Source organism: Streptosporangium roseum DSM 43021 (genome assembly GCF_000024865.1).
GTDB classification, from domain to species: domain Bacteria; phylum Actinomycetota; class Actinomycetes; order Streptosporangiales; family Streptosporangiaceae; genus Streptosporangium; species Streptosporangium roseum.
In genome coordinates this window covers 4356635-4378466 of the sequence record NC_013595.1, presented here as the reverse complement: position 1 = coordinate 4378466, position 21832 = coordinate 4356635, and the positions used below count along the sequence as shown (strand labels likewise).

The 21832-nt window shown below is 72.5% G+C and carries 21 protein-coding genes; 5 read left to right on the top strand and 16 right to left on the bottom strand.

Annotated features, from left to right (window positions below):
- Positions 1-99 precede the first annotated feature (99 nt).
- Positions 100-630 carry an ATP-binding protein gene (locus SROS_RS47515; RefSeq protein ID WP_012890588.1) on the top strand — a complete coding sequence of 177 codons (531 nt, stop codon included), beginning with the start codon at positions 100-102 and terminating at the stop codon, positions 628-630.
- On the opposite strand, the gene SROS_RS19055 is transcribed toward SROS_RS47515, so the two are convergent.
- The 3 genes from SROS_RS19055 to SROS_RS19050 are packed head-to-tail and all read right to left on the bottom strand — an operon-like array spanning position 517 to position 3344.
- Entirely contained in the window at positions 517-1953 is a 1437-nt protein-coding gene (locus tag SROS_RS19055; protein WP_012890587.1) for a WS/DGAT/MGAT family O-acyltransferase, read from the bottom strand. The two genes, SROS_RS47515 and SROS_RS19055, sit on opposite strands and share 114 nt — an antisense overlap.
- Positions 1954-1956: 3 nt before the next feature.
- A complete protein-coding gene (locus tag SROS_RS51000) occupies positions 1957-2115 on the bottom strand; it encodes a hypothetical protein (protein ID WP_012890586.1) in 159 nt (52 codons plus the stop codon).
- Positions 2116-2144: 29 nt separating this feature from the next.
- Positions 2145-3344, bottom strand: a complete 1200-nt coding sequence (locus SROS_RS19050) for a helix-turn-helix domain-containing protein (RefSeq protein ID WP_012890585.1) — start codon at positions 3342-3344, stop codon at positions 2145-2147.
- Between the two features lie 105 nt (positions 3345-3449).
- Here SROS_RS19050 and SROS_RS19045 point away from each other — a divergent pair, with 105 nt between their 5' ends.
- Positions 3450-4760 (top strand): serine hydroxymethyltransferase, encoded by a 1311-nt coding sequence (locus SROS_RS19045; protein WP_245564673.1) that lies wholly within the window; start codon positions 3450-3452, stop codon positions 4758-4760.
- A 142-nt stretch (positions 4761-4902) separates the two neighbouring features.
- Here the strand turns inward: SROS_RS19045 and SROS_RS19040 are convergent, their stop codons facing one another.
- Positions 4903-6276, bottom strand: a complete 1374-nt coding sequence (locus tag SROS_RS19040; protein WP_012890583.1) for an NADP-dependent succinic semialdehyde dehydrogenase — start codon at positions 6274-6276, stop codon at positions 4903-4905.
- A gap of 361 nt (positions 6277-6637) precedes the next feature.
- On the opposite strand from SROS_RS19040, the gene SROS_RS19035 reads away from it, so the two are divergent.
- Positions 6638-7054 carry a DUF2795 domain-containing protein gene (locus tag SROS_RS19035; RefSeq protein WP_012890582.1) on the top strand — a complete coding sequence of 139 codons (417 nt, stop codon included), beginning with the start codon at positions 6638-6640 and terminating at the stop codon, positions 7052-7054.
- 103 nt (positions 7055-7157) lie between these two features.
- On the opposite strand, the gene SROS_RS19030 is transcribed toward SROS_RS19035, so the two are convergent.
- Both SROS_RS19030 and SROS_RS19025 read right to left on the bottom strand, forming a co-directional pair.
- On the bottom strand, positions 7158-7535 hold the full coding sequence (locus tag SROS_RS19030) for a hypothetical protein (protein WP_086012421.1): 378 nt from the start codon (positions 7533-7535) through the stop codon (positions 7158-7160).
- Positions 7536-7688: 153 nt separating this feature from the next.
- Positions 7689-9023 (bottom strand): MATE family efflux transporter, encoded by a 1335-nt coding sequence (locus SROS_RS19025; RefSeq protein WP_012890580.1) that lies wholly within the window; start codon positions 9021-9023, stop codon positions 7689-7691.
- 293 nt (positions 9024-9316) lie between these two features.
- On the opposite strand from SROS_RS19025, the gene SROS_RS19020 reads away from it, so the two are divergent.
- Positions 9317-11887: an MXAN_6230/SCO0854 family RING domain-containing protein gene (locus SROS_RS19020; RefSeq protein WP_012890579.1), complete on the top strand. Its 2571-nt coding sequence runs from the start codon at positions 9317-9319 to the stop codon at positions 11885-11887.
- 3 nt (positions 11888-11890) lie between these two features.
- Here SROS_RS19020 and SROS_RS49675 read toward each other — a convergent pair whose 3' ends face one another.
- From SROS_RS49675 to SROS_RS19000, 5 genes are all read right to left on the bottom strand, one after another.
- Positions 11891-12061, bottom strand: a complete 171-nt coding sequence (locus SROS_RS49675; RefSeq protein ID WP_143121072.1) for a DUF4175 domain-containing protein — start codon at positions 12059-12061, stop codon at positions 11891-11893.
- 580 nt (positions 12062-12641) lie between these two features.
- Complete coding sequence (locus tag SROS_RS19015; RefSeq protein WP_012890578.1) at positions 12642-13400, bottom strand: hypothetical protein; 759 nt, start codon at positions 13398-13400, stop codon at positions 12642-12644.
- A 222-nt stretch (positions 13401-13622) separates the two neighbouring features.
- Positions 13623-14816, bottom strand: a complete 1194-nt coding sequence (locus SROS_RS19010) for an FAD-dependent monooxygenase (protein WP_012890577.1) — start codon at positions 14814-14816, stop codon at positions 13623-13625.
- A gap of 39 nt (positions 14817-14855) precedes the next feature.
- Positions 14856-16460 carry an MFS transporter gene (locus SROS_RS19005; RefSeq protein WP_012890576.1) on the bottom strand — a complete coding sequence of 535 codons (1605 nt, stop codon included), beginning with the start codon at positions 16458-16460 and terminating at the stop codon, positions 14856-14858.
- Between the two features lie 96 nt (positions 16461-16556).
- Positions 16557-17036 (bottom strand): MarR family winged helix-turn-helix transcriptional regulator, encoded by a 480-nt coding sequence (locus SROS_RS19000; RefSeq protein WP_218919875.1) that lies wholly within the window; start codon positions 17034-17036, stop codon positions 16557-16559.
- A 385-nt stretch (positions 17037-17421) separates the two neighbouring features.
- Here SROS_RS19000 and SROS_RS46055 point away from each other — a divergent pair, with 385 nt between their 5' ends.
- A complete protein-coding gene (locus SROS_RS46055) occupies positions 17422-17934 on the top strand; it encodes a DUF6461 domain-containing protein (RefSeq protein WP_012890574.1) in 513 nt (170 codons plus the stop codon).
- On the opposite strand, the gene SROS_RS46050 is transcribed toward SROS_RS46055, so the two are convergent.
- Genes SROS_RS46050 through SROS_RS51840 form a run of 5 tightly spaced genes read right to left on the bottom strand, consistent with a single transcriptional unit; the run spans position 17928 to position 21746 of the window.
- Positions 17928-18455 (bottom strand): hypothetical protein, encoded by a 528-nt coding sequence (locus SROS_RS46050; RefSeq protein WP_012890573.1) that lies wholly within the window; start codon positions 18453-18455, stop codon positions 17928-17930. The genes SROS_RS46055 and SROS_RS46050 overlap by 7 nt on opposite strands.
- Positions 18452-19699 carry a DUF58 domain-containing protein gene (locus SROS_RS18985; protein WP_012890572.1) on the bottom strand — a complete coding sequence of 416 codons (1248 nt, stop codon included), beginning with the start codon at positions 19697-19699 and terminating at the stop codon, positions 18452-18454. The genes SROS_RS46050 and SROS_RS18985 overlap by 4 nt, the downstream gene beginning before the upstream one ends.
- Positions 19699-20676, bottom strand: a complete 978-nt coding sequence (locus tag SROS_RS18980; protein WP_012890571.1) for an AAA family ATPase — start codon at positions 20674-20676, stop codon at positions 19699-19701. Before SROS_RS18980 ends, SROS_RS18985 begins: the two co-directional genes overlap by 1 nt.
- The gene (locus SROS_RS18975; protein WP_012890570.1) at positions 20677-21075 is read right to left on the bottom strand and encodes a hypothetical protein; all 399 of its coding nucleotides are present in this window, start codon (positions 21073-21075) and stop codon (positions 20677-20679) included.
- Positions 21072-21746 carry a DUF4129 domain-containing protein gene (locus SROS_RS51840; protein WP_012890569.1) on the bottom strand — a complete coding sequence of 225 codons (675 nt, stop codon included), beginning with the start codon at positions 21744-21746 and terminating at the stop codon, positions 21072-21074. Before SROS_RS51840 ends, SROS_RS18975 begins: the two co-directional genes overlap by 4 nt.
- Positions 21747-21832: the final 86 nt, after the last annotated feature.

Below are 21832 nucleotides of genomic sequence, written 5' to 3'. Positions count from 1 at the left end.
CGCCGCTCGCGCGGGCCGGTGCGCAGACGCACTCCCTCCAGTCGATTAGGACGACCGAGGCGGGGCAAGGCTCTAGAGGTCATCTGTGAAGGAGGAGCTGTGGAGGCTACGATTTCGTTGCGTCTGCCGCGCGACGCCGCGAGTGTTCCCGTCATCCGGCAACTGCTGGACGCATCGCTCTGCGCCCTGGGGGTGGAGAAGCAGATCCGTGAGGACATTCAGCTCATGCTCTCGGAGGCGTGCTCCAACGTGATCCAGCACGCCGCTCCCAGTGACGACTACATGGTGAGCACCGAGCTCTACCGCGACCGCTGTGTGATCAAGGTGGTGGACGCCGGGAACGGTTTCGACTTCTCCGGGCCGCGCTCGTCGCCCCCGTCGACGTCCGAGCACGGCCGCGGCCTTCTCATCATGAGGGCTCTGGCCGATGACATCCGTTTCGTCAACCGGCACGAGCGGGGCTCGATTGTCTGCCTGGAGAAGAACCTGCGCTTCGTCAAGGACGCCCCGGGGCTGTCACTCCTGCTCAGCGAGGAGCTTGAGTTCGGAGAGGGCGTCCCGGAGGTAGTCGGTGACGACCCACACATCCGGGACCATCTCCCTGCAGGCGATCACGCCCACGTCAAGTGAGCCGTCGTAGGAGAAGACCGTGATGTTGAGACCGCCGCTGACATCGGTGATCACCGAGACGGGGTGATAGGAGAGCAGCCGGACCCCGCTCACGTAGAGCGGGAGCTGCGGGCCGGGGACGTTGGAGATCACCACGTTGATCGGGCCCGCGGTCCCGGCGAACAGGTTGAAGGCGGCACGGGCGGCCAGGCCGGTCAGGGCCGAGGGCATCATGTCGCTGACCTCCTGGATCCAGCGGGCCGGGGCCAGGGACGAACGGTCCTTGATCAGGGCCATCGCGTCGTGTACGGCCCGCAGCCGCTCCAGTGGGTCGGCGACCTGTGTGGCCAGTGTGGTGATCATGATGGTGACCTGGTTGCCCCCGCTCTCGTCGCCCGGGGTGCGGAGGGAGAAGGGCACGCCCGCGACGAGCGGCTGGTCCGGCAGCGCGTCGTGCTTGAGCAGCCACTGCCGCAGCGCTCCCGCGCACACGGTCATCACCACGTCGTTCACCGTGACGCCGAAGGCGTTCTTGACCTGCTTGACCTCCTCCAGCGGCAGGGCGGTGAAGGCGAAGCGGCGATGGCCGGTGATCCGGCCGCTGAAGGGCGTGCGAGGGGGTGTCATGCGGGGCAGGGCGGGCACCGGGGCCTCGCCGGACAGGCGGTGGGCCAGATCCCGGGTGACCCGGGAGACCAGCCCGGCTCCGGGAAGCTGCGAGAGCACGGGGATCTCGTCCAGGTGGGGAACGGCGTTGGCCAGGAACCTCACCGTGTTCGCCGGGTTGAGGACGACGTTGGCGACGCCTCTGACCATCATCTCCCGCGTGTCGATCCGTTCCTCCGGCTCCTTGTCGGGCGCCATCGCGATCTCGGCGGGCTCGGGGGAGGTGTCCAGCAGGGCGGCGAGGACGTCGGCGCCGGTGACGCCGTCGACCGCGGCGTGGTGGACCTTCATGTAGAGGGCCGTCCGGCCGCCGGACAGGCCGTGGATCAGATACATCTCCCAGAGCGGGCGGCGCCGGTCCAGGCGCCGGGCGTGCAGCCGCGCCACCTGCTCGCCGAGCTGCTCGTCGGTTCCCGGCGCGGGCAGCGCGAGCTCCCGCACGTGGTAGTCGAGATCGATCCTGCCCTCCTCGGTCCAGTACGGATGGTCCAGGCCGAACGGCACGAGGGCGAGTCGCCGCCGGAACGGCGCGGCCAGGTGGAGCCGCCTGGCCAGCAGGGAGAGCAGGTCACCTCGGGTCAGCCCGCCGGACAGGATCGCCAGTCCGGCGATGTTGGCGACGTTCGTCGAAGTCTCGAAGTTCAGAAACTGCGTATCCACCGCGCTGAGCTGCCGCATCCTCTACCTCCTGGGGGTCCTGGATCCATCCTGCTCCCGCGGGGTCGTCAGGGCCAACGCGGCCAGCGCGAGCAGGACGACCACGGAGGCGACGAGCATCGCCAGCCAGATGAGCCCGAGAACGACCGTGATGGTGATGACCTCGCTGATCAACTGCAGCACCGCAGAGCTGTGCCCAGATTTATCCGCCTCTACACCGCATTCCACCGGGCGAGCTTCAGCGCGAGATGGAGTTCTAACCGCTGGGTTCCATCCTTCAGGCTCCTCCCGGTCAGCTCCTCGATCCTGGCCAGACGGTAGTAGAGGCTGGTGCGGTGGAGGTGGAGCAGGCGGGCCGTCTCCTGGGCGTCTCCCCCGTGGTCCAGGTAGGTCTCCAGCGTGACGGCGAGCGCCGGATGCTCGCGCAGCGGGCCGAGCGGGTAGGCCGTGGGCTCGGCGAGCAGCCGGTAGACGCCCAGCTCCGGCCAGCGGGCGACCGGCCCGAGCGCCGGCTCGGCCGCGGCGGCCCTGGCCGCGGCGACCGCCTCGCCGTACGCCTTCCGGAGCGAGCCGAGTCCGGGGTGGACCGCGCTGATCCCCGCGAGACCGCCGGCCCTGGCGGCCAGCGACTCCCCCAGCGCGGACGCGTCCTCACCGCCGTTGAGCAGCAGCACGGCGTGCCGGTCGACGACCGTGAAGGCGGGGGGACGGCGCATCCGGGAGAGCTCGTCGCCGACCGCTCCGGCCAGCCCTCCAGGGTCCCCGGGTACGGCATCGCCGCGTGAGCCGTCACCCGGCGCGACGTCACCGCGTGGGCCGTCACCCCGCACGATGCCGCCGCGTGAGCCGTCACTCCGCCCGGCGGCGCCCCCCGCGACGTCACCGCGCACCACGTCACCGCCACCGGCCAGGACGCGCACGGCCAGAACCCGCAGCGGCCCCTCGCCGAGGATCCCGGCCGCCCGCCGTACGGCGATCTCCCCGTTGAGCAGGCTGCGCAGGGTGTGGGAGCTGCCGCCGCCGTCGAGCAGGGCGGCGATGGCCGCGGCCTCGCGCACGGTCCTGGCCTCCTCCTCGGAGCTCAGCGGGCCGTCGCCCTCGATGACCCAGAGGAAGCCGACCCGCCTGTCCCGGTGGAGCAGCGGCACGCAGAGCCTGGCCGCCATGCCCAGCGCCGGGTTGGCCGGGATCCTGACCGGCTCGCGGGTCGTGGCCACCCCGTGGGCCTCCTGCCAGGCCTCGACCTCGGCGGGCACGGATCTGGACAGGATCGCCTGGGCCCGGACCTGATCGACCTCGCCGTAGTGGACGCTGTGCGCGACGACCCTGCCCTCGGGGTCGTCCACGGCCATTCCCCGCCCGACGGCCATGGCCAGGGAATCAAGAAGGTCCTGGACATCATGCGCAATCACCCAAGAATCCTACAGATGTAGGAATGATCTCCACTGGCGGGACGATGACGACTTTCCAGCCCGAGCCGTACCGTCGCATCAATCCCCTTTCCGGAAGGAACCGCCGTGGAAGAGCGCAGCCGAGTTGCCCCCTGGGCCTCGTCCCGGGCACAGCGACGCCTGATGGAGCTGGAGTCGGAACTGGGCGGACTGGACCTTCACGAGGTCACCCGCCTGGTCGACGCGGTGCTCGCCGAGCACCGGGGCCGTCTCGACGAGGACGGGATCGTCCTGTACGCGGGCACCAACACGATGAGCGAGCGGGCCCGCGCCGCCCATGAGGTCTCCCTGGGCAGCCGTCCCTCCATGGGCTGGCCGGGAGAGAAGTTCCAGACGGGGCTGGATGAGCTGGACGTGCTGGAGGTGCTCGCCCCGCTCCAGGTCGCGGCGCTGATGGGCGGCGAGTTCGCCGAGGTCAGGCTGCAGAGCGCGACAATGGCCAACCTCGCCTGCTACACCGCGTTCGCCCGGCCGGGCGACACGATCGCGGTGCTGCCGGAGGCCGCCGGCGGCCACGCCAGCCACCACGCCCAGGGCGCGGCCGGGATCCGGGGCCTGCGGGTGGTCGACCTGCCCTACGACGCCGGGCGGTTCGACATCGACTACGACGCGCTGCCGGCGTTCCTGCGGGAGCAGCGGCCGGCGCTGGTGGTGGTCGGCGCGAGCCTGATGCTGTTCCCGCACGATGTCGCGCGGGTCCGGGCGGCGTGCGACGAGGTGGGCGCGGTCCTGGTCTACGACGCCTCGCACATGGCCGGTCTGATCGCGGGCGGCCGGTTCCAGCGGCCGCTGGACGAGGGGGCGCACCTGGTGACCATGTCGACCTACAAGTCCTTCGGCGGCCCGCCCGGCGCGGCCATCGTGAGCCGCGACGAGGATCTCGCTCACCGGGTCTCCACCGCCGCCTATCCCGGCCTGACCGCGAACTACGACGCCTCCCGGCTGGCCCCGCTGGCCGTCGCCGCCGCGGAGCACGCCGCCGCCGGTCCCGCCTACGCCGACCGCTGCATCGCCAACGCCAAGACGCTGGCCGCGGCCCTGGAGGGCGAGGGCTTCACCGTCGCGGCCTCCCACCTGGGCTGGACCGTCTCCCACCATGTGGCGGTGGACGCCGCCGCGTTCGGCGGCGGGGACGGCGCGGCCCGGCTGCTGGCCGAGGGCGGCGTCTACCTCAGCGGCATCGGCCTGCCCGACCAGGCTCCCGGCGATCCCATGCGGGGCCTGCGGATCGGCACCCAGGAGGTGACCCGCCGCGGCCTCGGACCGGAGGCCATGCGCGAGGTGGCGACGCTGATGCGCCGCCTGCTGATCGACGGCCAGGACCCCGTCAAGGTCCTCCAGGACACGGTCGCCCTGCGCCGCTCCGCCACCCCATGATCTCGGACCGGCCCGCTCGACCCCCTGGGGCGCGCCCCCTGGCGGGCCGGTCCGTATGGTTTCCCAGGCCCGCGAGGGCAGTCTGGACGTGCCCCTGAAGCACCCGGCACGGGCTGCCGGAGCGGCCGCCCCCGCCGCCGGCTCAGCCGATCCAGACGGTCTTGAGGTTGCAGAACTCGCGGATGCCGTGCGCGGACAGCTCCCGGCCGTACCCGGAGTTCTTGACGCCGCCGAACGGCAGCTCGGGGTAGGAGACGACCATGCCGTTGATGAAGACCATGCCTGCCTCCAGGTCGCTGATGAAGCGCTCCTGCTCGACCACGTCGGTGGTCCAGGCGTTGGAGCCGAGCCCGAAGGAGGTGATGTTGGCCAATGCGAGCGCCTCGTCGATGTCGCCGACCCGGTACAGCGAGGCGACCGGGCCGAACACCTCCTCGCTGAACAGCCGCATCTCCGGGGTGATGTCGGCGACCACGGTCGGCTGGTAGAACCAGCCGGGCCGGTCGGGGCTCCATCCTCCGCACAGCACCCGCGCGCCGCGCCCGGCCGCGTCGGCCACGATCTTCTCGACGTCGTCGCGCCCCTGCCGGGTGGCGAGCGGCCCCACGTCGGTCGACTCCTCCTCCGGGTCCCCCACCCGCAGCGCCTCCATCCGCGCCACGAACCGGTCGGCGAAGTCGTCGTACACCTCGGCGTGCACGATGAACCGCTTGGCCGCGATGCAGGACTGGCCGTTGTTCTGCACCCGCGCGGTGACTGCGGTGGCCACGGCGCCGTCGAGATCGGCGGACGGCATCACGATGTAGGGGTCCGAACCGCCCAGCTCCAGGACGGTCTTCTTGACCTCGCCGCCCGCGATCGACGCGACCGACCGGCCGGCCGGCTCGGACCCGGTCAGCGTGGCCGCCACCACCCGCTGGTCCCGCAGGACCGCCTCGACCTGCCCGGAGCCGATCAGCAGGGTCTGGAAGCAGCCGTGCGGGAAGCCCGCCCGGGCGAACAGCTCACCCAGGTAGAGCGCGGTCTGCGGCACGTTCGAGGCGTGCTTGAGCAGCCCCACGTTGCCGGCCATCAGCGCCGGGGCGGCGAACCGGACCGCCTGCCAGAGGGGGAAGTTCCACGGCATCACCGCGAGCACCGGCCCGAGCGGCTGGTAGCGCGCGTACGCCCGGCGCGCTCCCACCGCGGGGGCGTCCGCCGGCTCGTCGGCCAGGAACTCCTCGGCGTGCTCGGCGTAGTAGCGCATCCCCTTCACGCACTTGGCCACCTCCGCACGGGCCGAGACCAGCGTCTTGCCCATCTCGGTGGTCATCAGCCGGGCCACCTGCTCCTGCTCGGACTCCAGCAGGCCGGCGGCGCTCTGCATCCAGGCCGCCCGCTGCTTGAAGTCGGTGGCGCGGTAGGTCTCGAACTCCGCGGCGGCGAGCACGAGCCGCTCGTCCACCTCGTGTTCGCTCAGCGGTTCGAAGGTCTTCAGCGTCTCCCCCGTGGCGGGGTTGATCGTCGCGATCGCCATCGCTACCTCCTCGGCAACCGTCGCCCTCGGACGACGGGGCAGTCGGGCTTGAGAGCTTTCGGACGGGGACCGGGCCGGTGGTACGGCGGGTTCCCGCGGGAGCGGGCCGCCCTACGGCGCCGGCCACGCGCGGGACGCGGGCAGGCGGCCGCGGAGATCGGCGTCCTGTCCCCCTGTCATCGGGATCGGCTCCGCTCCACGGGGAGCGGACGAGACGGATCCGGTACCGGCCACTTGCCCCTTTTCTAGGGATTTACACAATCACTTAATGAAAGGGGATATTCAGGAGATAAGTGGGAGATGCGAGCACTCCGGTAGTGGGTACGGGACACCTCACGACCCTGTTTCGGGAGGTCAGGACATGAATGCTGAACGCGGCAGCGCCAAGCACGGCCCGCGCGTCGATGATGAGCAGAAGCATGAGACCCAAGGCGTCATCCGCGGCAGCGGCCCCACCCACGCCGAGGAATGGGCGGACCCCGAGGGGATCGTGGACCCCGATGAGGAGGCGACCCCCAAGAGGTATCCGCCGGGACACGAGCCCGGCACCCCCGAGGGCATCACCGCCGTGGAGGTCGAGCGCCGCAGCGCCATCGCGAAGTGGCTGAGCGACGCCCACTGGCCGTCGGACCGCGACGAGCTCATGGCACACGCCGAGGCGAAGATGGCCCCCGACGCCATCGTCGAGAGCCTGCGCGACCTGCCCGACGGGGAGTTCCACAACGTCGGCGAGGTGGCCCGGGCACTCGGGCTCGGGGTGGAACGCCGCCGCTGGTAGTGCCCGTTCGGGCGCGCCTCGGAACTGGTCGGCCGTGCAGGGCGCGGCGGGGGACCGACGCGGCGCGGATATCACCGCTCGGCCGGGCCCCGCCGAGCGGGCCTCACCGCACGGCCAGCCAGCGCCAGCGCGGGATCTCGGTGACCACACAGGCCACGGCGAGCAGGCTCACCACGATCGCGACCGGGGCGGACCAGGCCGTCCAGGCGGAGACCACGGCCGCGGCCAGCTGCATGAGGACCAGGACGACGGTCACCGCACCGGGCACGGGGATCATCCCGTGGGCCTTGTCGCCGGGGGTGGTGAACACGGTCGGCAGGCCGATGAGCACCACGACCGACAGCAGGGCCAGGGGGACGGAGAGGGACCACAGCGCCCAGGGCGTGGCCACCCAGGCGACGAGCTCGGTGGAGAAGCGCAGGACGGAGGCAAGGCGGCTGTCGGGTGACTCTCCCCCGGGACCGGTCCGCTGATTCGACACGGACCGCACCGTAGTGGACCGGCGCGGGCGGCCGGTCAGCGGGCCGCGCCTTCGCGGACCGGCGGGGCGGCCGGTCAGCGCGCCACGCCTTCACGGACCGGCGGGGCGGCCGGTCAGCGCGCCACGCCTTCACGGACCGGCGCGGGCGGCCGCTCAGCGCGCCGCGCCGCGCACGGCCTCGCCGCCGCGCTCGCCGAGGGTCCGGCGGAAACGGACCAGCAGCAGGAACGCGGTGACGGCCAGCCCGGCGAGCAGGCCCACCCAGGCGCCGACCGGCCCCGCTCCGGCGACGTGGCCGAGCAGCCAGGCGGCCGGCAGGCCGACGGCCCAGTAGCCGATCAAGGTCATCCGGAAGCCGGACCTGGTGTCGTCGAGACCGCGGAGCAGGCCGACACCGATGTTCTGGGCGCTGTCGAAGTACTGCAGCACGGCGGCCACCACGAGCAGGTCCGCGGCCACCGCGAGCGCGGCGGGATCGGCGTCGAGGAAGGGACTCAGCACCGCGTCGGGCAGGAGGAGGTAGACGACGGCGACCACGGTCGCGACCAGGGCGCCGTGGACGAGCGCGGTCCGGCCGACCCGCGCGGCGGAGCCGTACCCGGCGACCGCGACCTCGCCGCTGACGCTGATCGAGGCGGCGTGGGACAGGCCGACGCTCACCTGGAAGACGATGTAGACGAGCTGGTTCACCGCAGTGTGCGCGGCGAGCGCGGCGGCGCCGAAGCTGCCCATGAGCAGCGCGACCACCGAGAAGAAGCCGGCCTCCGAACCGTAGGTCGCCGCGATCGGCACGCCGAGGCGGGCCAGCCCGCGCAGGCGGTCCGGGCGGACGCGCCAGGCGTCCAGCGCGAGCATCGGGGCGAGCACGGGATCTCGCCGGGTGATCGCGTAGAGCGCCAGGAAGGACAGCAGGTAGACCAGCGCGGTCGCCAGGCCCACCCCGGCGAGGCCGAACGGGTGGATGAGCACCCAGTTCAGGCCGGCGTTCACGGCGATGGACACCACAGTGATCCACACCAGCGCCTTGGGCCGCCGCATCCCGACGGTGAACTGGCGGATCACCTGGAACCACAGGCAGGGCACCAGGCCGGGCGCGAGGGCCAGCAGCATCGGCCGGGCGAGCTCGATCACCCGGGGGTCCTGGCCGAGCCAGGCGAGCAGATGCCCCAGGCCCACCATGAGCAGGGCGCCCGCCACACCGGCGAGCGTGGCCAGCGCCATGCCCGCCCGCACCAGGTCACGGAGCTCCGACCGCTCGCCGCCGCGCGCGGACGCCGCCGCCACCTGGTTGCCCAGGCCCGTCACCAGGCCGACCCCCATGGTCCTGAGCTGGTTGAACAGCACGATCGCCAGGCCGCCCGCGGCGAGCGCCTCGGTGCCGAGCAGACCCATCATCACCGTGTCGGTGGTCGTCAGCGCGACCTGGGCCAGCTGGGTGAGGGCCAGGGGCAGGGCGAGCGCCGCGAGCTTCCGACTCTCCTGGAACACCTTGTCCTCCCGTTCGCCATGACCGCAGCTTTAGGATAGGCATACCTTACCTTGATCTACGGATGCGAAACGGGACGGTCGCGAGTCTGACGAGGCGGCACCGCCGGCGGTCACCCCGCCGGACATCACGGGCTCATGGCGTTGGAAGCGACAAAAACCATGCCACACCGCTACGGTTTCCCCCGAGGGGCGGCTCCTGGACGTGCTTCCTTCTGACACTCTTATTTCAAAAGACAACTAGCGCGTCCGCTCTCCGCCCCTCTTCGCGTTCCCGAGACGGGCAGGAGACCGTGATGGACCCGCTGGCCGAGATCCTGCTGCGCCGGCGCCGGCTCGTGGCGCTCCGCCTGCTGGCCGCCGGGGACACACCCGTCCTGCCCCGGGAGCCGTCCTCCCCGCGGGGGGAGTCCCGCGTGATCGCCTCCCCCACGCTCCGGCAGGGCGTCCAGGCGCTGGAGGCCCAGCTCCTGGAGTACGGCTTCCTGCTGTCCCCCGGCCTCAGGGACGCGCTGGGCCGGCTGGACGCGGGCGAGCTGACCCGGGCCGGGCGCAGACTCGCGCAGGCCGCGCCGGCCGAGCTGGGCGGTCACGTGGAACACGTGCCGATGTTCCGCGGGTTTCCCGGGAGCGTGCCCGCCGACACGGCGGAGTTCTTCGTCCGCCGGATGTTCGCCGTCCTGCTCCAGCACCCCGAGCAGCCGTGCGTGCTGTGCGGGAAGGCCGGTGCCGTGCACGCGGTCTCCCCCTGCGCGCACCTGGTCTGCCACGCGTGCTGGGACGGCTCCGACTTCGCGGGCTGCCCGATCTGCCACCGCCGGATCGACCCGGCCGACCCGTTCCTGCGCCCCTCCGCCGCCCCGGCCGCCACGGACGCCCCGCTCCCCGGCCACCGCCTCGTCCTGCTCTCCCTCTGCGAAGATCCCCTGGCGGTCTCCGGGGAGATCCTGGACACCCTGCTCGACCGCCGCACCCCGCTCTCCCCGCAGGACCGCGCCGACGTGGTCACGCTGGTCCGCGCGGGCGGGCCGGAGGCCGCCGGGCGGCTGCCCGAGCGCATCCCGGTCCGCGAGACGCGCGCCGCCGTGCTCGCCGCGCTGCTGCCCGTGCTCGACGCGGCGGCCGTACGGGATCTGCTCGACCGGCACGTGGACACCGCCACCGACGTGCTGCGCCTGCTGTACGCGCTCATGGGCGGCGACCCCGGCCTGCGCACCCGGCCCGCGCGCCGCGCCTCGCTCCCCCGTCCGGTACGGCGGGCGCTGCTGGCCCGCCTGGACGCCCTGGCCCTGCCCTCCGTCGTGGAGGACCTGCACCGGCACGCCGAGGCGTGGAAGCGCATGGCCGAGGTGCTGCATCCGCACGAGTTCCACCGCCGCCACCCCACGGTGGCGCTGGCCTTCGCGGTGCTGCGCGGCACCCCGCTGACCGGCGAGCTCGGCGAGGCGATGCTGGAGCGGGCAGCTGGGTATCCCGAAGTGCTGCGGGTGGAGGGCGCGCGGCTACGCCTGCACACCTTCGCCGGCCGGGTCGAGGCGGCGCTGCGCGCGGGCGAGCCGGCGCTGCCCCTGCTCGCCGCCCGGCCGGGCGAGCTGGTCCGGCGGCTCGGCCAGGTCCTGGGCACCGGCGAGAAGGGCGCCGCCGAGGCGGTCGGCGCAGCCGCGCCACGCGTCGCCCCCGGGGTGCTGATCGCCGCCCTCGGCGGCCTGCGGACGCCCCCCGGCGGGACGCGGCTGTTCTTTCCGCGCGGCGACACCGCACGCGCCTGGGCACAGCCGGACGAGCGGCCGGAGCTGCCCTCCGGCGAGATCACGCCGGTCCTCGCGGCGCTGACCGCCGAGATGCTGCGCCGGGCCGCCGCACTGCCCCCGCTCGGGCGGGTGCTGCTGGACGAGGGGCTGGCCGACCTGATCGCTCCCACGGCGGAGCGCTCGGACTCCACCGCCCTGGTCCGGATGCCGCGCGGCAGCGTGCAGCCGCTGCCCCGCGACGAGCGGCTCCGGCTGTTCCTGCACTGGGCCGAGCCCGGGGACGAGCGCGTGGACCTCGACCTGTCGCTGGCGCTCTACGACGCGCGCTGGAACTTCGTGGGCCTGTGCGACTACACGGACCTGCGCCTGGGCCGGACCGCCGCCGTGCACTCGGGCGACCTCACCTCGGCCCCGGAGCCGCTCGGCGCCTCGGAGTTCGTGGATCTCGACGTCACGGAGCTGAGGGGCCTGGGCGGGCGCTACGCGGTGCCGATCGTGTTCAGCTTCGACGGCGTGCCCTTCGACAGGCTCGTACGCGGCTTCGCCGGGTTCATGAGCCGGCCCGCCGGCCTGTTCGACCCGCGGGCGGTCGAGCAGCGGTTCGATCTGACCGGCTCCGCCAGGATCCACCTCCCCCTGGTGGCCGACCTGTGGTCACGCACGATGCGCTGGACGGATCTGCGCCAGAACGGCACCTCTTCCTGGCACGACGTGGCCGGCAACTACCGGCGGCTCGCCCTCCTCGGATCCGCGATGGAGGACGCCTACGGGCTGGCCGAACGGGTCACGCTGTGGGAGGTGGCATGCTGGCACGCCGCCGCCCGGGCCGGGGAGGTGCTGACGCGCCGCCCCGACGGCTCCGTCCGCCGCTACGCGCGCCGGGCCGGCGAGGACGTCGCCGGCTTCGCGGACCGGCTGCTCCGGCGCGAGGACGACGGGCCCTGGCGGGGTCCGGTGGACGGCGCGGATCTCGCCGCGCTCGTCCACGCGGATGTGGAGCTGCCCGCGGGCTCCCAGCTCTACGCGCTGTATCCGTGGAGCGTGGACACCGACCGGGTGGACCTGCTGGACGCGGCCGACCTGGTCGGTCTCCTGGCTCCGGAGCCCGCGGGCTGACGGTCAGTCCCGGACGCGGGAGGAGCGGAACAACTTGGCCGCGAACATGACCACCACGGCGACCAGGCCGATGATCAGAGCCCACTTGAGCAGTCCGAAGACGAAGCCCAGGAGCGAGCCGAGCAGGAAGAAGGCGAGCACCACGGCCGCCACGATCAGCAGAATTCGTCCCATGCCCCAACGCTATGCCCCGGTACGGCCCGGCGGCAGGGCCGGGAGCCGAAGTCAGGGACAAGCCAGGGTCATCCCCTCAGGGATGTCCCTGCGTCACGGCCGGCGGGCCCGGCCAGCGGCTGGCGCCGCGGCCCCGCGCCCCGCCCCCGGCACCGCGCTCCCGGCCTCCTCCTCCCCGAACGTGTCCCTAGCACTGGCGGAAAATCGGCATGACTCGATCTTGAAGCTTTGAGTGGGACCGCGCAGGCCCAGGTTCCGCTCGCGCAGGCGTAGGGTGACGCCACCAGGGCGGCTCGGCGAACGGGTCCCCGCTCGCGTTCGAGCTCGAGGTGCTGCTCGCGGAAGGCGGCGTATTGCGGGGAGCGGCCGCACCAGATGACCGACAGCAGCAGGCTGGCCTCGGCTTCGGTGAGCGGCTGGTGGTAGTCGGCGGCGCTGTGGATGGCCTGTTGCTGGGCGCGGCTGAGCGTCCGGGGTTCGGGTCGCTGACAGCGCACAGTGCAGAAACCCCAGCCGGGCACAGCCAGGCTGGGGTTTCTGCATTGTACGGCTAAGCCTTCCGCAGGCGACCAGTCACCCGTCAGCTGGTGAAACGTCCCTCACGGGTGTACTTGCAAGCCCCACCGAGGCAGTTAGGGCTGGACCCCCAGCCGTCGTCATAGGTGACCTTGCGGTGGCGCTTGACCTTGCCCTTGACCTCTTCCGCCTGAAGCCCAGGGCCGACCTTCTCGTCTGCATGCTTCCACCAACTGGTGCCGTTCCAGTAGTACAGCCGGTGCTGGGCCCACAGGTGACTCGGCGAGCCCACCGGCAGGCAGTTGAAGATGAAGCTCTCCGCGCGACGCTCCTTGAAACCGCCGAAGTCGAGGGTGGTGTACGACTTGGGAGCCAGGCCGGCCTGGGCGTTGTCGTGCCAGAGGTGCCAGCCCCAGTGTTCGGCGGTGCACGAGGCGGAGAGCACGGCGCCGGCCGGAGCGGTCAGGCCGCGTACGGTGACCGGCTCGCCGGTGATCCGCCGCCGCTGCAGCTCGGCGGGGAGGTCGGTGCCGTGGTCATCGACGAGGCGCTGGGGCACTGGCACGTCGGGCGGGGTGATCTCCAGGTAGGTCTGCAGGTAGCTGTTGCTCCGCTCCCAGGCGATGAGCGGCGCGCGGCCGATGATCCCGAGCTGGGACATCCCCACTTCGTTGGAGGGCTGGCTGTCGGAGAAGCTCACGGTGAGACCGGTCGTGTATTCGATGTGCGCCAGGGGGATCTCCCGGTCGCTCTCCTCGGGTTCGGCCGCGGCCGGGGAGGAGGTGAGCACCATCGTGGCGGCGATAGCTGCGATTAACCTCATGTCACTCCTTGCGGTTGAAGCTGCCCGCGCAGAACGTTAGGAACCGACACTTTCAGTTGCCTTAAACATGAGCTCAGCGCATGCTTCCAGCGCGCCGGCGCCGTCTAATCCCGACACCCTGGCGAAGGTTCCGCAGCGCGATCAAGACCCTGCCCCGCAGATCCAGGAGAAGCAGCAGGCCCTGTCCAGCGGCTGAGGACACGTTCGGAGCGGAGAGCCACGTCAGCGTGTCGGGTAGGCGGGCAGTTCGAAGTCGTAGGCCGCGGGGACGAGGAAGCGGCGCACGACCTTGCTGACCGGAGGTGTGGTGGCGGCGCGCAGGACGGCGTGCAGAACGTTGATGCCCGCCTGGGTGCGGGGCAGTGCCAGGCGCGGGGTGCCGGGCGGCAGATCTTGTGCCTGGGCGACGTAGGGGCGCAGCACCTTCTCGTAGGCGGCGAAGGCGTCGCGGTGGTCGTCGTGCGTGCCGAGTTCCCCAGCCAGGATGTAGGCGCCGACCAGGGCGAGGTTGGTGCCCATGCCGCTGAGGGGCGAGGCGCAGTAGGCGGCGTCGCCGACGGCCGCCACCCGTCCTCGTGACCATCGGGGCATGTGGACCTGGGCCACTTCCTCCAGGTAGAAGTCGTCGCAGTCGCGCATCTCCCCGAGCGTCCTGGGCACCGGGCCGCCGTGTCCGGCGAAGGTGTGGCGCATGAGCTCCTTCTGCTCCTCCTCGGGCATGCGGTCGTAGCCGTGGGGCGGTGACAGGAAGGACATCAGCGCTCTGGTGGTGCCCAGGTTGTCGGGGCGCAGGGTGACGCTCTTGCCGCCGGGGAAGTTGTACCAGCGTGCCCAGTTGCCGTCGGAGGGATGGCGGGGAATGGTGAAGTAGGCGGTGTAGAGTCCCCGCGACCTGATGCGCGTGGTGTCGCCGAAGACCAGGTCACGGGTTCGCGAGCGGATCCCGTCGGCGGCCACCAGCAGGTCGGCCTTGCGCTCGGCGCCGGACTTGAAGGCCAGACGCAGGTGGCCGGGCTCCTCGTGCACCTCGCTGACCTCATCGCCAAAGATGTACTCGGTGTTCCGGCGGGTGCGCTCGTACAGCAGTGCGGACAGCTCGCCGCGCAGGATCTCCAGTTCGGTGACGAACCCTCGGCCGCCGAAGGCGGCGGAGGAGAACGCGGCTTTGGTGCGGCCGTCGGCGTCCAGGAACCGGATGCCTTCCTCGCCGGTCGAGCCCGCGCGGATCTCCTCCTCGATGCCCATCAGCCGGGTGACGTTCTGGCCGGCGCCGCGGATGTCCACGGTCTGACCTCCCGGCCGCAGGTGTGGGAATCGTTCGACGACGACCGGGTGCATGCCGTGGCGGTGCAGCCAGAAGGCCAGGGCGGGCCCGGCGATGCTGGCTCCGGAGATGACAACGGTACGGCTGGGCATCGGGTGCTCCTCGGAGTGGGGGTGCAAGCGGCCTGGCGGTCAGTGGTGGGCTGGTTGCCTGTCGCGGCCGGTGTTCCTGGCGGCGGGGATCGCGGCGGTGGCCAGCAGCGCCAGGAGCAGGAAGCCGGCTCCGACATAGGCGCCGAGGGCCAGCCCGCCGGTCATCGCCTCGCGCGCGGCCGTGGCCACGGCCGCGGTGTTCGGGTCGGCGGCCAGCGGCGCGATCGCGGCGCCCGCGCTGTCGGCGACGGTGCGCGCCAGCTGCTCGGACTGCGCGACGGGCAGGCCCGACGTCGTCAGCGTGTCCTGCAGGTTCGCGCCGAGCCCGGTGAAGAACACCGTGAACAGTACGGCGATGCCGAGTGCCGAGCCGAGCTGCCGGAAGGCGCTCTGCACGCCGGAACCCTGCCCTGAACTCGTCTCGGGCACATCGGCCAGGACGACGTTGGTGACCTGGGCGGTGGCGAACCCGACGCCCACGCCGTACAGGCACAAGGCCCCCGCGATCGTCCACCACGGGCTGTCGGTCGCGGCGATCAGCCCGAGCACGACCAGGCCCGCCGCCTCCAGCGCCAGCCCGATCCGGACCAGGCCGAGAGCGGAGACCTTGGCGGCCAGGCCGAAACTGGCGCCGCTGGCCACGAAGCTGCCCACGGCCACGGCCAGCAGGGACAGGCCCGCCTGGACCGCGCTGTAGCCGAGGGTGAACTGCAGCCACAGCGGCAGGACCGCGATGATGCCGTACTCGCCGAGACCGATGATCGTGGTGGCGATGTTGCCGTTGCGGAAGGAGGAGATGGAGAACAGCCGGACGTCCATCAGCGCCTTGCCGGGGTCGGCGCCCCTGGTGAGGACGGCCTGCCGGCGGACGAAGCCGATCAGCGCCAGCGCGGACAGCACCAGCGCCACCAGGACGGGCGAGGGGCCGCCGCCCCAGGTGAACCCAAGAATCTCGAGCGGCTCGATGGTGGCCAGCCAGCCGTAGGTGCGGCCTTCGACCAGCGCGAAGGCGAGCAGTCCGAGGCCGAGGATCGACAAGGCCGCACCGGCGGCGTCGATGCGGGCGGGCTTTTGCGGCGAGCGGGCCAGGAACACCATGCCGCCGGCCAGGATCAGCAGCGACAGCGGGATGTTGATGCCGAAGGCCCAGCGCCAGGAGGCGTGCTCCGACAGCCAGCCACCCAGGGCGGGGCCGAACGCGGCGGCGGCGCCGATGGTGGAGCCCCATACGGCGAAGGCCTGGCCGCGTGCCTTGCCGGTGAAGGTGGCGTTCAGCAGTGCCAGCGAGGTCGGCAGGATCATCGCCGCCCCCGCGCCCTGCATGAAGCGGGCCAGGATGAGCAGGCCGCCTCCCGGCGCGAGCCCGGCCAGCAGGCTGGTCGTGCCGAAGACGACGACGCCGGACAGGAAGACCCGCCTGGCGCCGAGGATGTCGGAGTAGCGGCCGGTCAGCAGCAGCAGCGCGGCGAAGACGATCGCGTAGGACTCCTGGATCCACTGCGCCTGGGTGGCGTTGACCTTCAGGTCCTCGATGATCGGCGGGATGATCACGTTGACGATCGTGGTGTCCACCACGATCAGCGCGACGCCCAGCGCGATGGCTATCAGACCGAGCCAGCGGCGGGCGGGGGAATGCGTGGACATGCGTAGAACTCCGAACGGGGAAAGGGGCATGCTTCAGTACCGGTCCGCGCTTGGGCGCGACCGGGCGGGCGTGTGCCGCGGTGAGGCGGCGGGGGTTCAGGGCGAGGTCATGCCTTCCGCGGCGGCGGTGTAGATCTCGACGACACCGGCCAGGAAGTGTTCGATGACCTCCCGTTCGGCGCCGCTGAGCTTGCCGACGCGCTCGCCCACCCCGTCAAGCAGGGGGGTGAGGAGCTCGAAGAGCCGGGCCTTTGAGGTGTCGGCGAGCAGGACGAGAACCTTGCGGCGGTCGGTGGCGTGTGGCTGCCTGGTGACATGACCGGCCCGCTCCAGGCGGTCGACGATGTGCGTGCTCGCCGCCGTCGACACCTGCAGCCGATCAGCCAGGTCCTTGGCGGTCAGCGGACCGTCGGTGATCAGATGTTCGATCGCCGACAGATCGGTGGAGTTGATGCTTAGGGCCTGGCTCAGGCGCTGTTCCACCAGACGGGTCAGCAACCCGATCAGCTGCAGGCCCTCCAGGATCGGGTCCTCGGCCGTCCAGTTCTGCCCGGCTGACATCGCTCCATTAGTCACGAAGTTACACTACCAGATAATTCGCTAACTAACTTAGCTACTTAGGCATGGTTGATCCTGGACGGCCGGTCTTCATGATCGACTTGGACCCTCGAAGGCATCTGGCCCGGGCACGCGGCGTTCCAGGCTGAAGCCCAGTCGGGTCGCGCCGCCTTGTCCCCTCAGCCTCAGTCGCCATCCAGCAACGATCAGCTCCTCTGACTCCCACCAGCCACATTCACCGCTCCGCAACGGTCACGAACCGCAATCGTGACCTCTCACCCCCGCTACCTGGCGGCTAGGGACATGCTCGGGAGCGGAGGGCCCTCCCCGCCGTCGCCCGCTTTCTGTCGGACCCGGCTGCCAAGATCTCTTCGACCCTTCCCCGAAGAGAACCGGACCCCCCATGCGTGACTACGACTGGCTCGACGACGAGGCCTTCTGTGCGACCTTCGTGCGCGGTCTCACCCCCCGGGAGGCCCTCGCCCGCACGGGCGCCGAGGACATCGGAGACGACGAGCCGGACGACTACGACGATGGCCTCATCGAGGCCCGCGCCGCCGAGGGCGGCACCATCCTCAGCGAGTCCAACGGCTTCGCCGGGACCCTGCCGGAGATCCTGGTGTCGCTGTCGGCCGGGACGGTGACGGCGAGCGTCTTCCGCAACGTGAACGCGGTCGCGGTCTTCGTGCACTACGCCGACGGGCGGCGGACCCTCGAGTTCGACCCGCTGTTCCCCGGCGACGAGGACGGCATCGCCGAGGACCACCTCTCCGAGCGGATCGAGCTCGGGCTGGTGGGCGAGCGGTCGGAGGGAGGTCTCGCCGCCGCGCTGAAGCTGGCCGAACGCGTCACGGGGGTGCGGCCGGCCGCTGAGAGCGGCACCGTGGTCGCCCACGGCGTCCTCGAACACTACTGATCGCCGCCCGCCCCGCCGGCGCCCCGCGTCAGGGCGTAGACGACGCCGAGCGCTCCCCCGGCCCCGAGGACGACGGCCAGGGCCGGGGGAATCGCGGAGGCGCCGCCGGTCACCACGGTGACGGGCAGGCACACGGCGGCGGACGCGGCGAGCGCGCCCCCGGTCCGGCCCAGCCAGCCGGCCGCCAGCGGCACGGGGATGCGCGCTCGCACCGGTATGTGGGCGGCGATGGCGGCCATGCCGTGGTGGACGTAGAGGAGCGCCCCGATGGCCAGGGCCACGGTCCAGGACGGGGCGTGGCCGTACACGACGGTGGTCAGCAGCCAGGCCACCACGGTCACGACCTCCAGGCAGAGCACCCAGGCGTTCTCCGGCTCCGCGGCCGCGAGCAGGCCGATCAGGGCGGCCAGCAGCGGCATGACGATCCCGGCGCGGTAGTCCGGCGGCATCGCCACGAGCAGGGCCGTCGTTCCGCAGGCCCACATCAGCATCCGCCAGCTCAGCGAGTGCAGCGTGGTCACCGCGGCACCGCGGCGATCCGGGCGGCGTCGCGCAGGATCGCGTCCAGGCTGCCCGAGCCGCGCCACGCCTCGACCGGAACCCCGGCCTCGCGCAGGCGGCCGATGGTGTTCTCGCGTTCCAGCCGCCAGAGCCGCTCCGCCAGGTCCGACCATTCGGCCTCGGCCCGGCGGCGGAGTCCGTCGGGCAGGGTGTCGACCGCGACCAGGGGGCGGCGGGTGCGGGCCAGGGTGGCCAGGGCGGTGGCGCTGCGCGGGTCCAGGAGCGGGGTGAGCATGATGACCAGGGCGTTGGAGGCCGGCGGCCCGGCGATCGGCGGCCGGTCTCCGAGCGCGTCCCAGCCGTCGGGCATGGGCCTGATCTCGGCCAGCCAGGCGAGCTGGGCCAGATGGTGCCGCCGGCCCGTGCCGGGGCGCAGCCTCCGCAGCCGGGGCCCGAACTCCGCCAGGGAGACCCTGTCGCCCTGGCGGGTGTAGTGCTCGGCGATCGCGGCGGCGGCACGGACCGTGACGTCCAGCACGCTCGCCGTGCCGTCGTCGCCGCCCGCCTCGTGCAGGACGTCCAGCAGCAGCACGATCTCGGCGTCGCGTTCGGGCTGGGTGGCGTTGACGTACGGCTCGCGGGTGCGCAGGGTGGTCCGCCAGTCGATGCGGCGCAGCCGGTCACCCGGCCGGTAGGGCCGTACCCCGGCGAGCTCCCCGCCCTCCCCGAGCCGGCGGGACCGGTGGATCCCGGACATCCCGTCGGCCCGGGGCACGGAGACGTGCGAGGCGAACGGCTCGGCGACGGGCAGGGCCCGCACGTTCCCGGCGGGCAGCACCAGTTCGGGGAACTCCAGCAGCCCGTCACAGGCGATCACCCGGACCCGCACCGGCCCCAGCGGATGGACGCCCCAGCGCCGGGCCCTGCCGGTGAGCGCCACGTCGGCGGGCAGCGCCGCGACGTGGTGCCCGACGTCCTGGTCCAGGCCGGGCGAGACGGCGGGGCTGACCACGCACAGCGTCGAGCGGGCGGCCTCCACGGTGACCGAGGCGCTGACGGCGCCGCCCTCGGTGACGGCGGCGCCGGCGAGGTGGAGGGCGGCCCGGGGGGACCCGGCCGGCCGGGAACGCAGGCCGAGAGCCGTGCCCAGTACGAACGGCGCGGCCATGACCAGCAGGTCCACCCGGCCCAGCGTCACCGCGAGCAGGCACAGCCCGGCGCTGAGGACGACGGCACGCCGCAGCGCCGCGGTGGAGGTCCACATCACTCGCCACCGGTGTAGGCGGGGAGCTGCCCGGAAGGAGGGACGGGGGTGCGGGCGCAGACCTCCTCGATGATCGAGACCGGGTCGACGCGGCGCAGCCACATCTCCGGACGGAGGCTGATCCGGTGGGACAGCGCGGCCGGGGCGACCCGCTTGACGTCCTCGGGGATGACGTAGTCGCGGCCGTCGAGCACCGCGCGGGCGCGGGAGGTCAGCAGCAGGGCCAGCGAGCCGCGGGGGGAGGCCCCGACCTGGAGCTGGGGGTGCTCCCGGGTGGCGGACACGAGGTCGACGATGTAGCGGCCGACCGAGTCCTCCACGGCCACGTCCTCCAGGGCCCGCTGCATCTCCTGGAGGGTGACGGCGTCCACGACGGGTTCGAGCGTGCTCTCCTCGGTACGGCGGGCCATCCGGCGTCCCAGCATCGTCCACTCCTCCTCCGGGGAGGGGTAGCCGAAGGACACCCGGAGCAGGAACCGGTCGAGCTGGGCCTCGGGCAGCGGGTAGGTGCCCTCGTACTCGATCGGGTTGGCGGTGGCGAGCACGTGGAACGGGGCCCGCAGCGGGTGCGTGACGCCTTCGACGCTGACCTGGCGTTCCTGCATGGCTTCCAGCAGGGCCGCCTGGGTCTTGGGCGGAGTGCGGTTGATCTCGTCGGCGAGCAGCAGGTTGGTGAAGACCGGGCCCCTGCGGAAGACGAAGTCGCCGTCGCGCTGGTTGTAGAGGAACGAGCCGGTCACATCGGCCGGCAGCAGGTCGGGGGTGAACTGCAGGCGGGTGAAGTCCAGGCCGAGGACCTGCCCGAAGCAGCGGGCGGTGAGGGTCTTGGCCAGGCCGGGGAAGTCCTCCAGGAGCACATGCCCGCCGGCCAGGATTCCGGCCAGCACCAGCTCCAGCGCCTCACGCTTGCCGACCACGACGGTGTTGACCCGGTCGAGCACCTCGCGTGCGTGCCTGCCCACCTCGGCGGGTTCCATTTATATCTCCTCGATGCGCGCGATCAGGCGGGCCAGCTCGGCGCGGGTCGGGACCGCCGCCACGGGGACGGTGATCAGCTCGTACAGCTCGCCGCCGAGGATCTCCGCGGCCCGGCCGGGGCCGATCGCGCCGTGCCGCCGACGGAGCCGTTCCACGGCCAGTTCGGCCAGGCGGCGCTGGACGAGCGAGCGGAACCTGGGCAGGTCGTCCCGGGTGGAGGCGAGCCGATGCTCCCACCACCGGGCCTGGGCGAACGCCCGGTCCGCCGGCTCCGCGGCGGCGGCCGCGCGGGGCGGCACGGGCGGCTTCGGCGGGATGACCGGGATCCGGCGGACGATCACGACGGCCAGCGCGGCGGCGGCCGTCAGGATCCCGAGGTGCCACAGGAGGGCCGTCAAGGCGACAGCTCCGCGTCCACCTCGGCCAGCGCTCGCCGGGCCGTGCCGCGCAGCGATCCGGTCACCTCGTGGGGGGCGTAGCGCGCCTGGCGGTAGGCGGCGGCGAGGCGGCCGAGCGCCGGGCCGCTCACCCTGTGCGCGGCGAGCAGCCGGGTGACCAGGTCGCCGGGGGTGTCGGCGGCCAGGCGCGGGGTCCCGGCCCCGGCGGCGGCGTGTTCCAGCCGGAGCCAGCAGGCGATCACGGCGCGGCGCGGGTCGTCCCCGGCGTCGAGGTCGGTCAGGCCCGCCCGGAGCGCGGCCCGCATCTCGGCGGCGGCGGCCGGCCTCTCCTGCGCGGGGCGGACCGCGGGCGGCCGGTCGCCGGAGCGCATGAGCATCCTGACCAGCATGACGATCACGGGCGCGGCGAGCATGGCGCCGATCACGACCACGGCCCAGAAGGCGAACCGCCCCGTCGGGTCCTCGCCCACGGGCAGGACGTCGGCGCTCCGGTTCCGGACCGGGACGGGACTGCGCACGGGGGGCTCCGGGACGAGGACGCCGAGGTCGAACGCGCCGTCGAGCCGGATCCCGTCCGCGGCGAGGGCGACGGCCGTCAACCCCGCGACGGCCAGGGCGAACGGTGTCCATCGATGCCACCGGCCCGCCGATGAACTCCCTGAACGGCGCATATCGCGGATCACTCCATCAGTGGTCCGGCTCCCCGTCAAGAGCCGGCACCCGTACGGGCCGCCGCCGGGCGTCGATCCCCGGCGAC

What these genes read in the sequence shown, in the direction of transcription:
- SROS_RS19055 (WP_012890587.1), bottom strand. Translation starts at nt 1,953, where the DNA reads ATGCGGCAGCTCAGCGCGGTGGATACGCAGTTTCTGAACTTCGAGACT.
- SROS_RS19040 (WP_012890583.1), bottom strand. Translation starts at nt 6,276, where the DNA reads ATGGCGATCGCGACGATCAACCCCGCCACGGGGGAGACGCTGAAGACC.
- SROS_RS19035 (WP_012890582.1), top strand. Translation starts at nt 6,638, where the DNA reads ATGAATGCTGAACGCGGCAGCGCCAAGCACGGCCCGCGCGTCGATGAT.
- SROS_RS19020 (WP_012890579.1), top strand. Translation starts at nt 9,317, where the DNA reads ATGGACCCGCTGGCCGAGATCCTGCTGCGCCGGCGCCGGCTCGTGGCG.
- SROS_RS49675 (WP_143121072.1), bottom strand. Translation starts at nt 12,061, where the DNA reads ATGGGACGAATTCTGCTGATCGTGGCGGCCGTGGTGCTCGCCTTCTTC.
- SROS_RS19015 (WP_012890578.1), bottom strand. Translation starts at nt 13,400, where the DNA reads ATGAGGTTAATCGCAGCTATCGCCGCCACGATGGTGCTCACCTCCTCC.
- SROS_RS19010 (WP_012890577.1), bottom strand. Translation starts at nt 14,816, where the DNA reads ATGCCCAGCCGTACCGTTGTCATCTCCGGAGCCAGCATCGCCGGGCCC.
- SROS_RS19005 (WP_012890576.1), bottom strand. Translation starts at nt 16,460, where the DNA reads ATGTCCACGCATTCCCCCGCCCGCCGCTGGCTCGGTCTGATAGCCATC.
- SROS_RS46055 (WP_012890574.1), top strand. Translation starts at nt 17,422, where the DNA reads ATGCGTGACTACGACTGGCTCGACGACGAGGCCTTCTGTGCGACCTTC.
- SROS_RS18985 (WP_012890572.1), bottom strand. Translation starts at nt 19,699, where the DNA reads ATGTGGACCTCCACCGCGGCGCTGCGGCGTGCCGTCGTCCTCAGCGCC.
- SROS_RS18980 (WP_012890571.1), bottom strand. Translation starts at nt 20,676, where the DNA reads ATGGAACCCGCCGAGGTGGGCAGGCACGCACGCGAGGTGCTCGACCGG.
- SROS_RS51840 (WP_012890569.1), bottom strand. Translation starts at nt 21,746, where the DNA reads ATGCGCCGTTCAGGGAGTTCATCGGCGGGCCGGTGGCATCGATGGACA.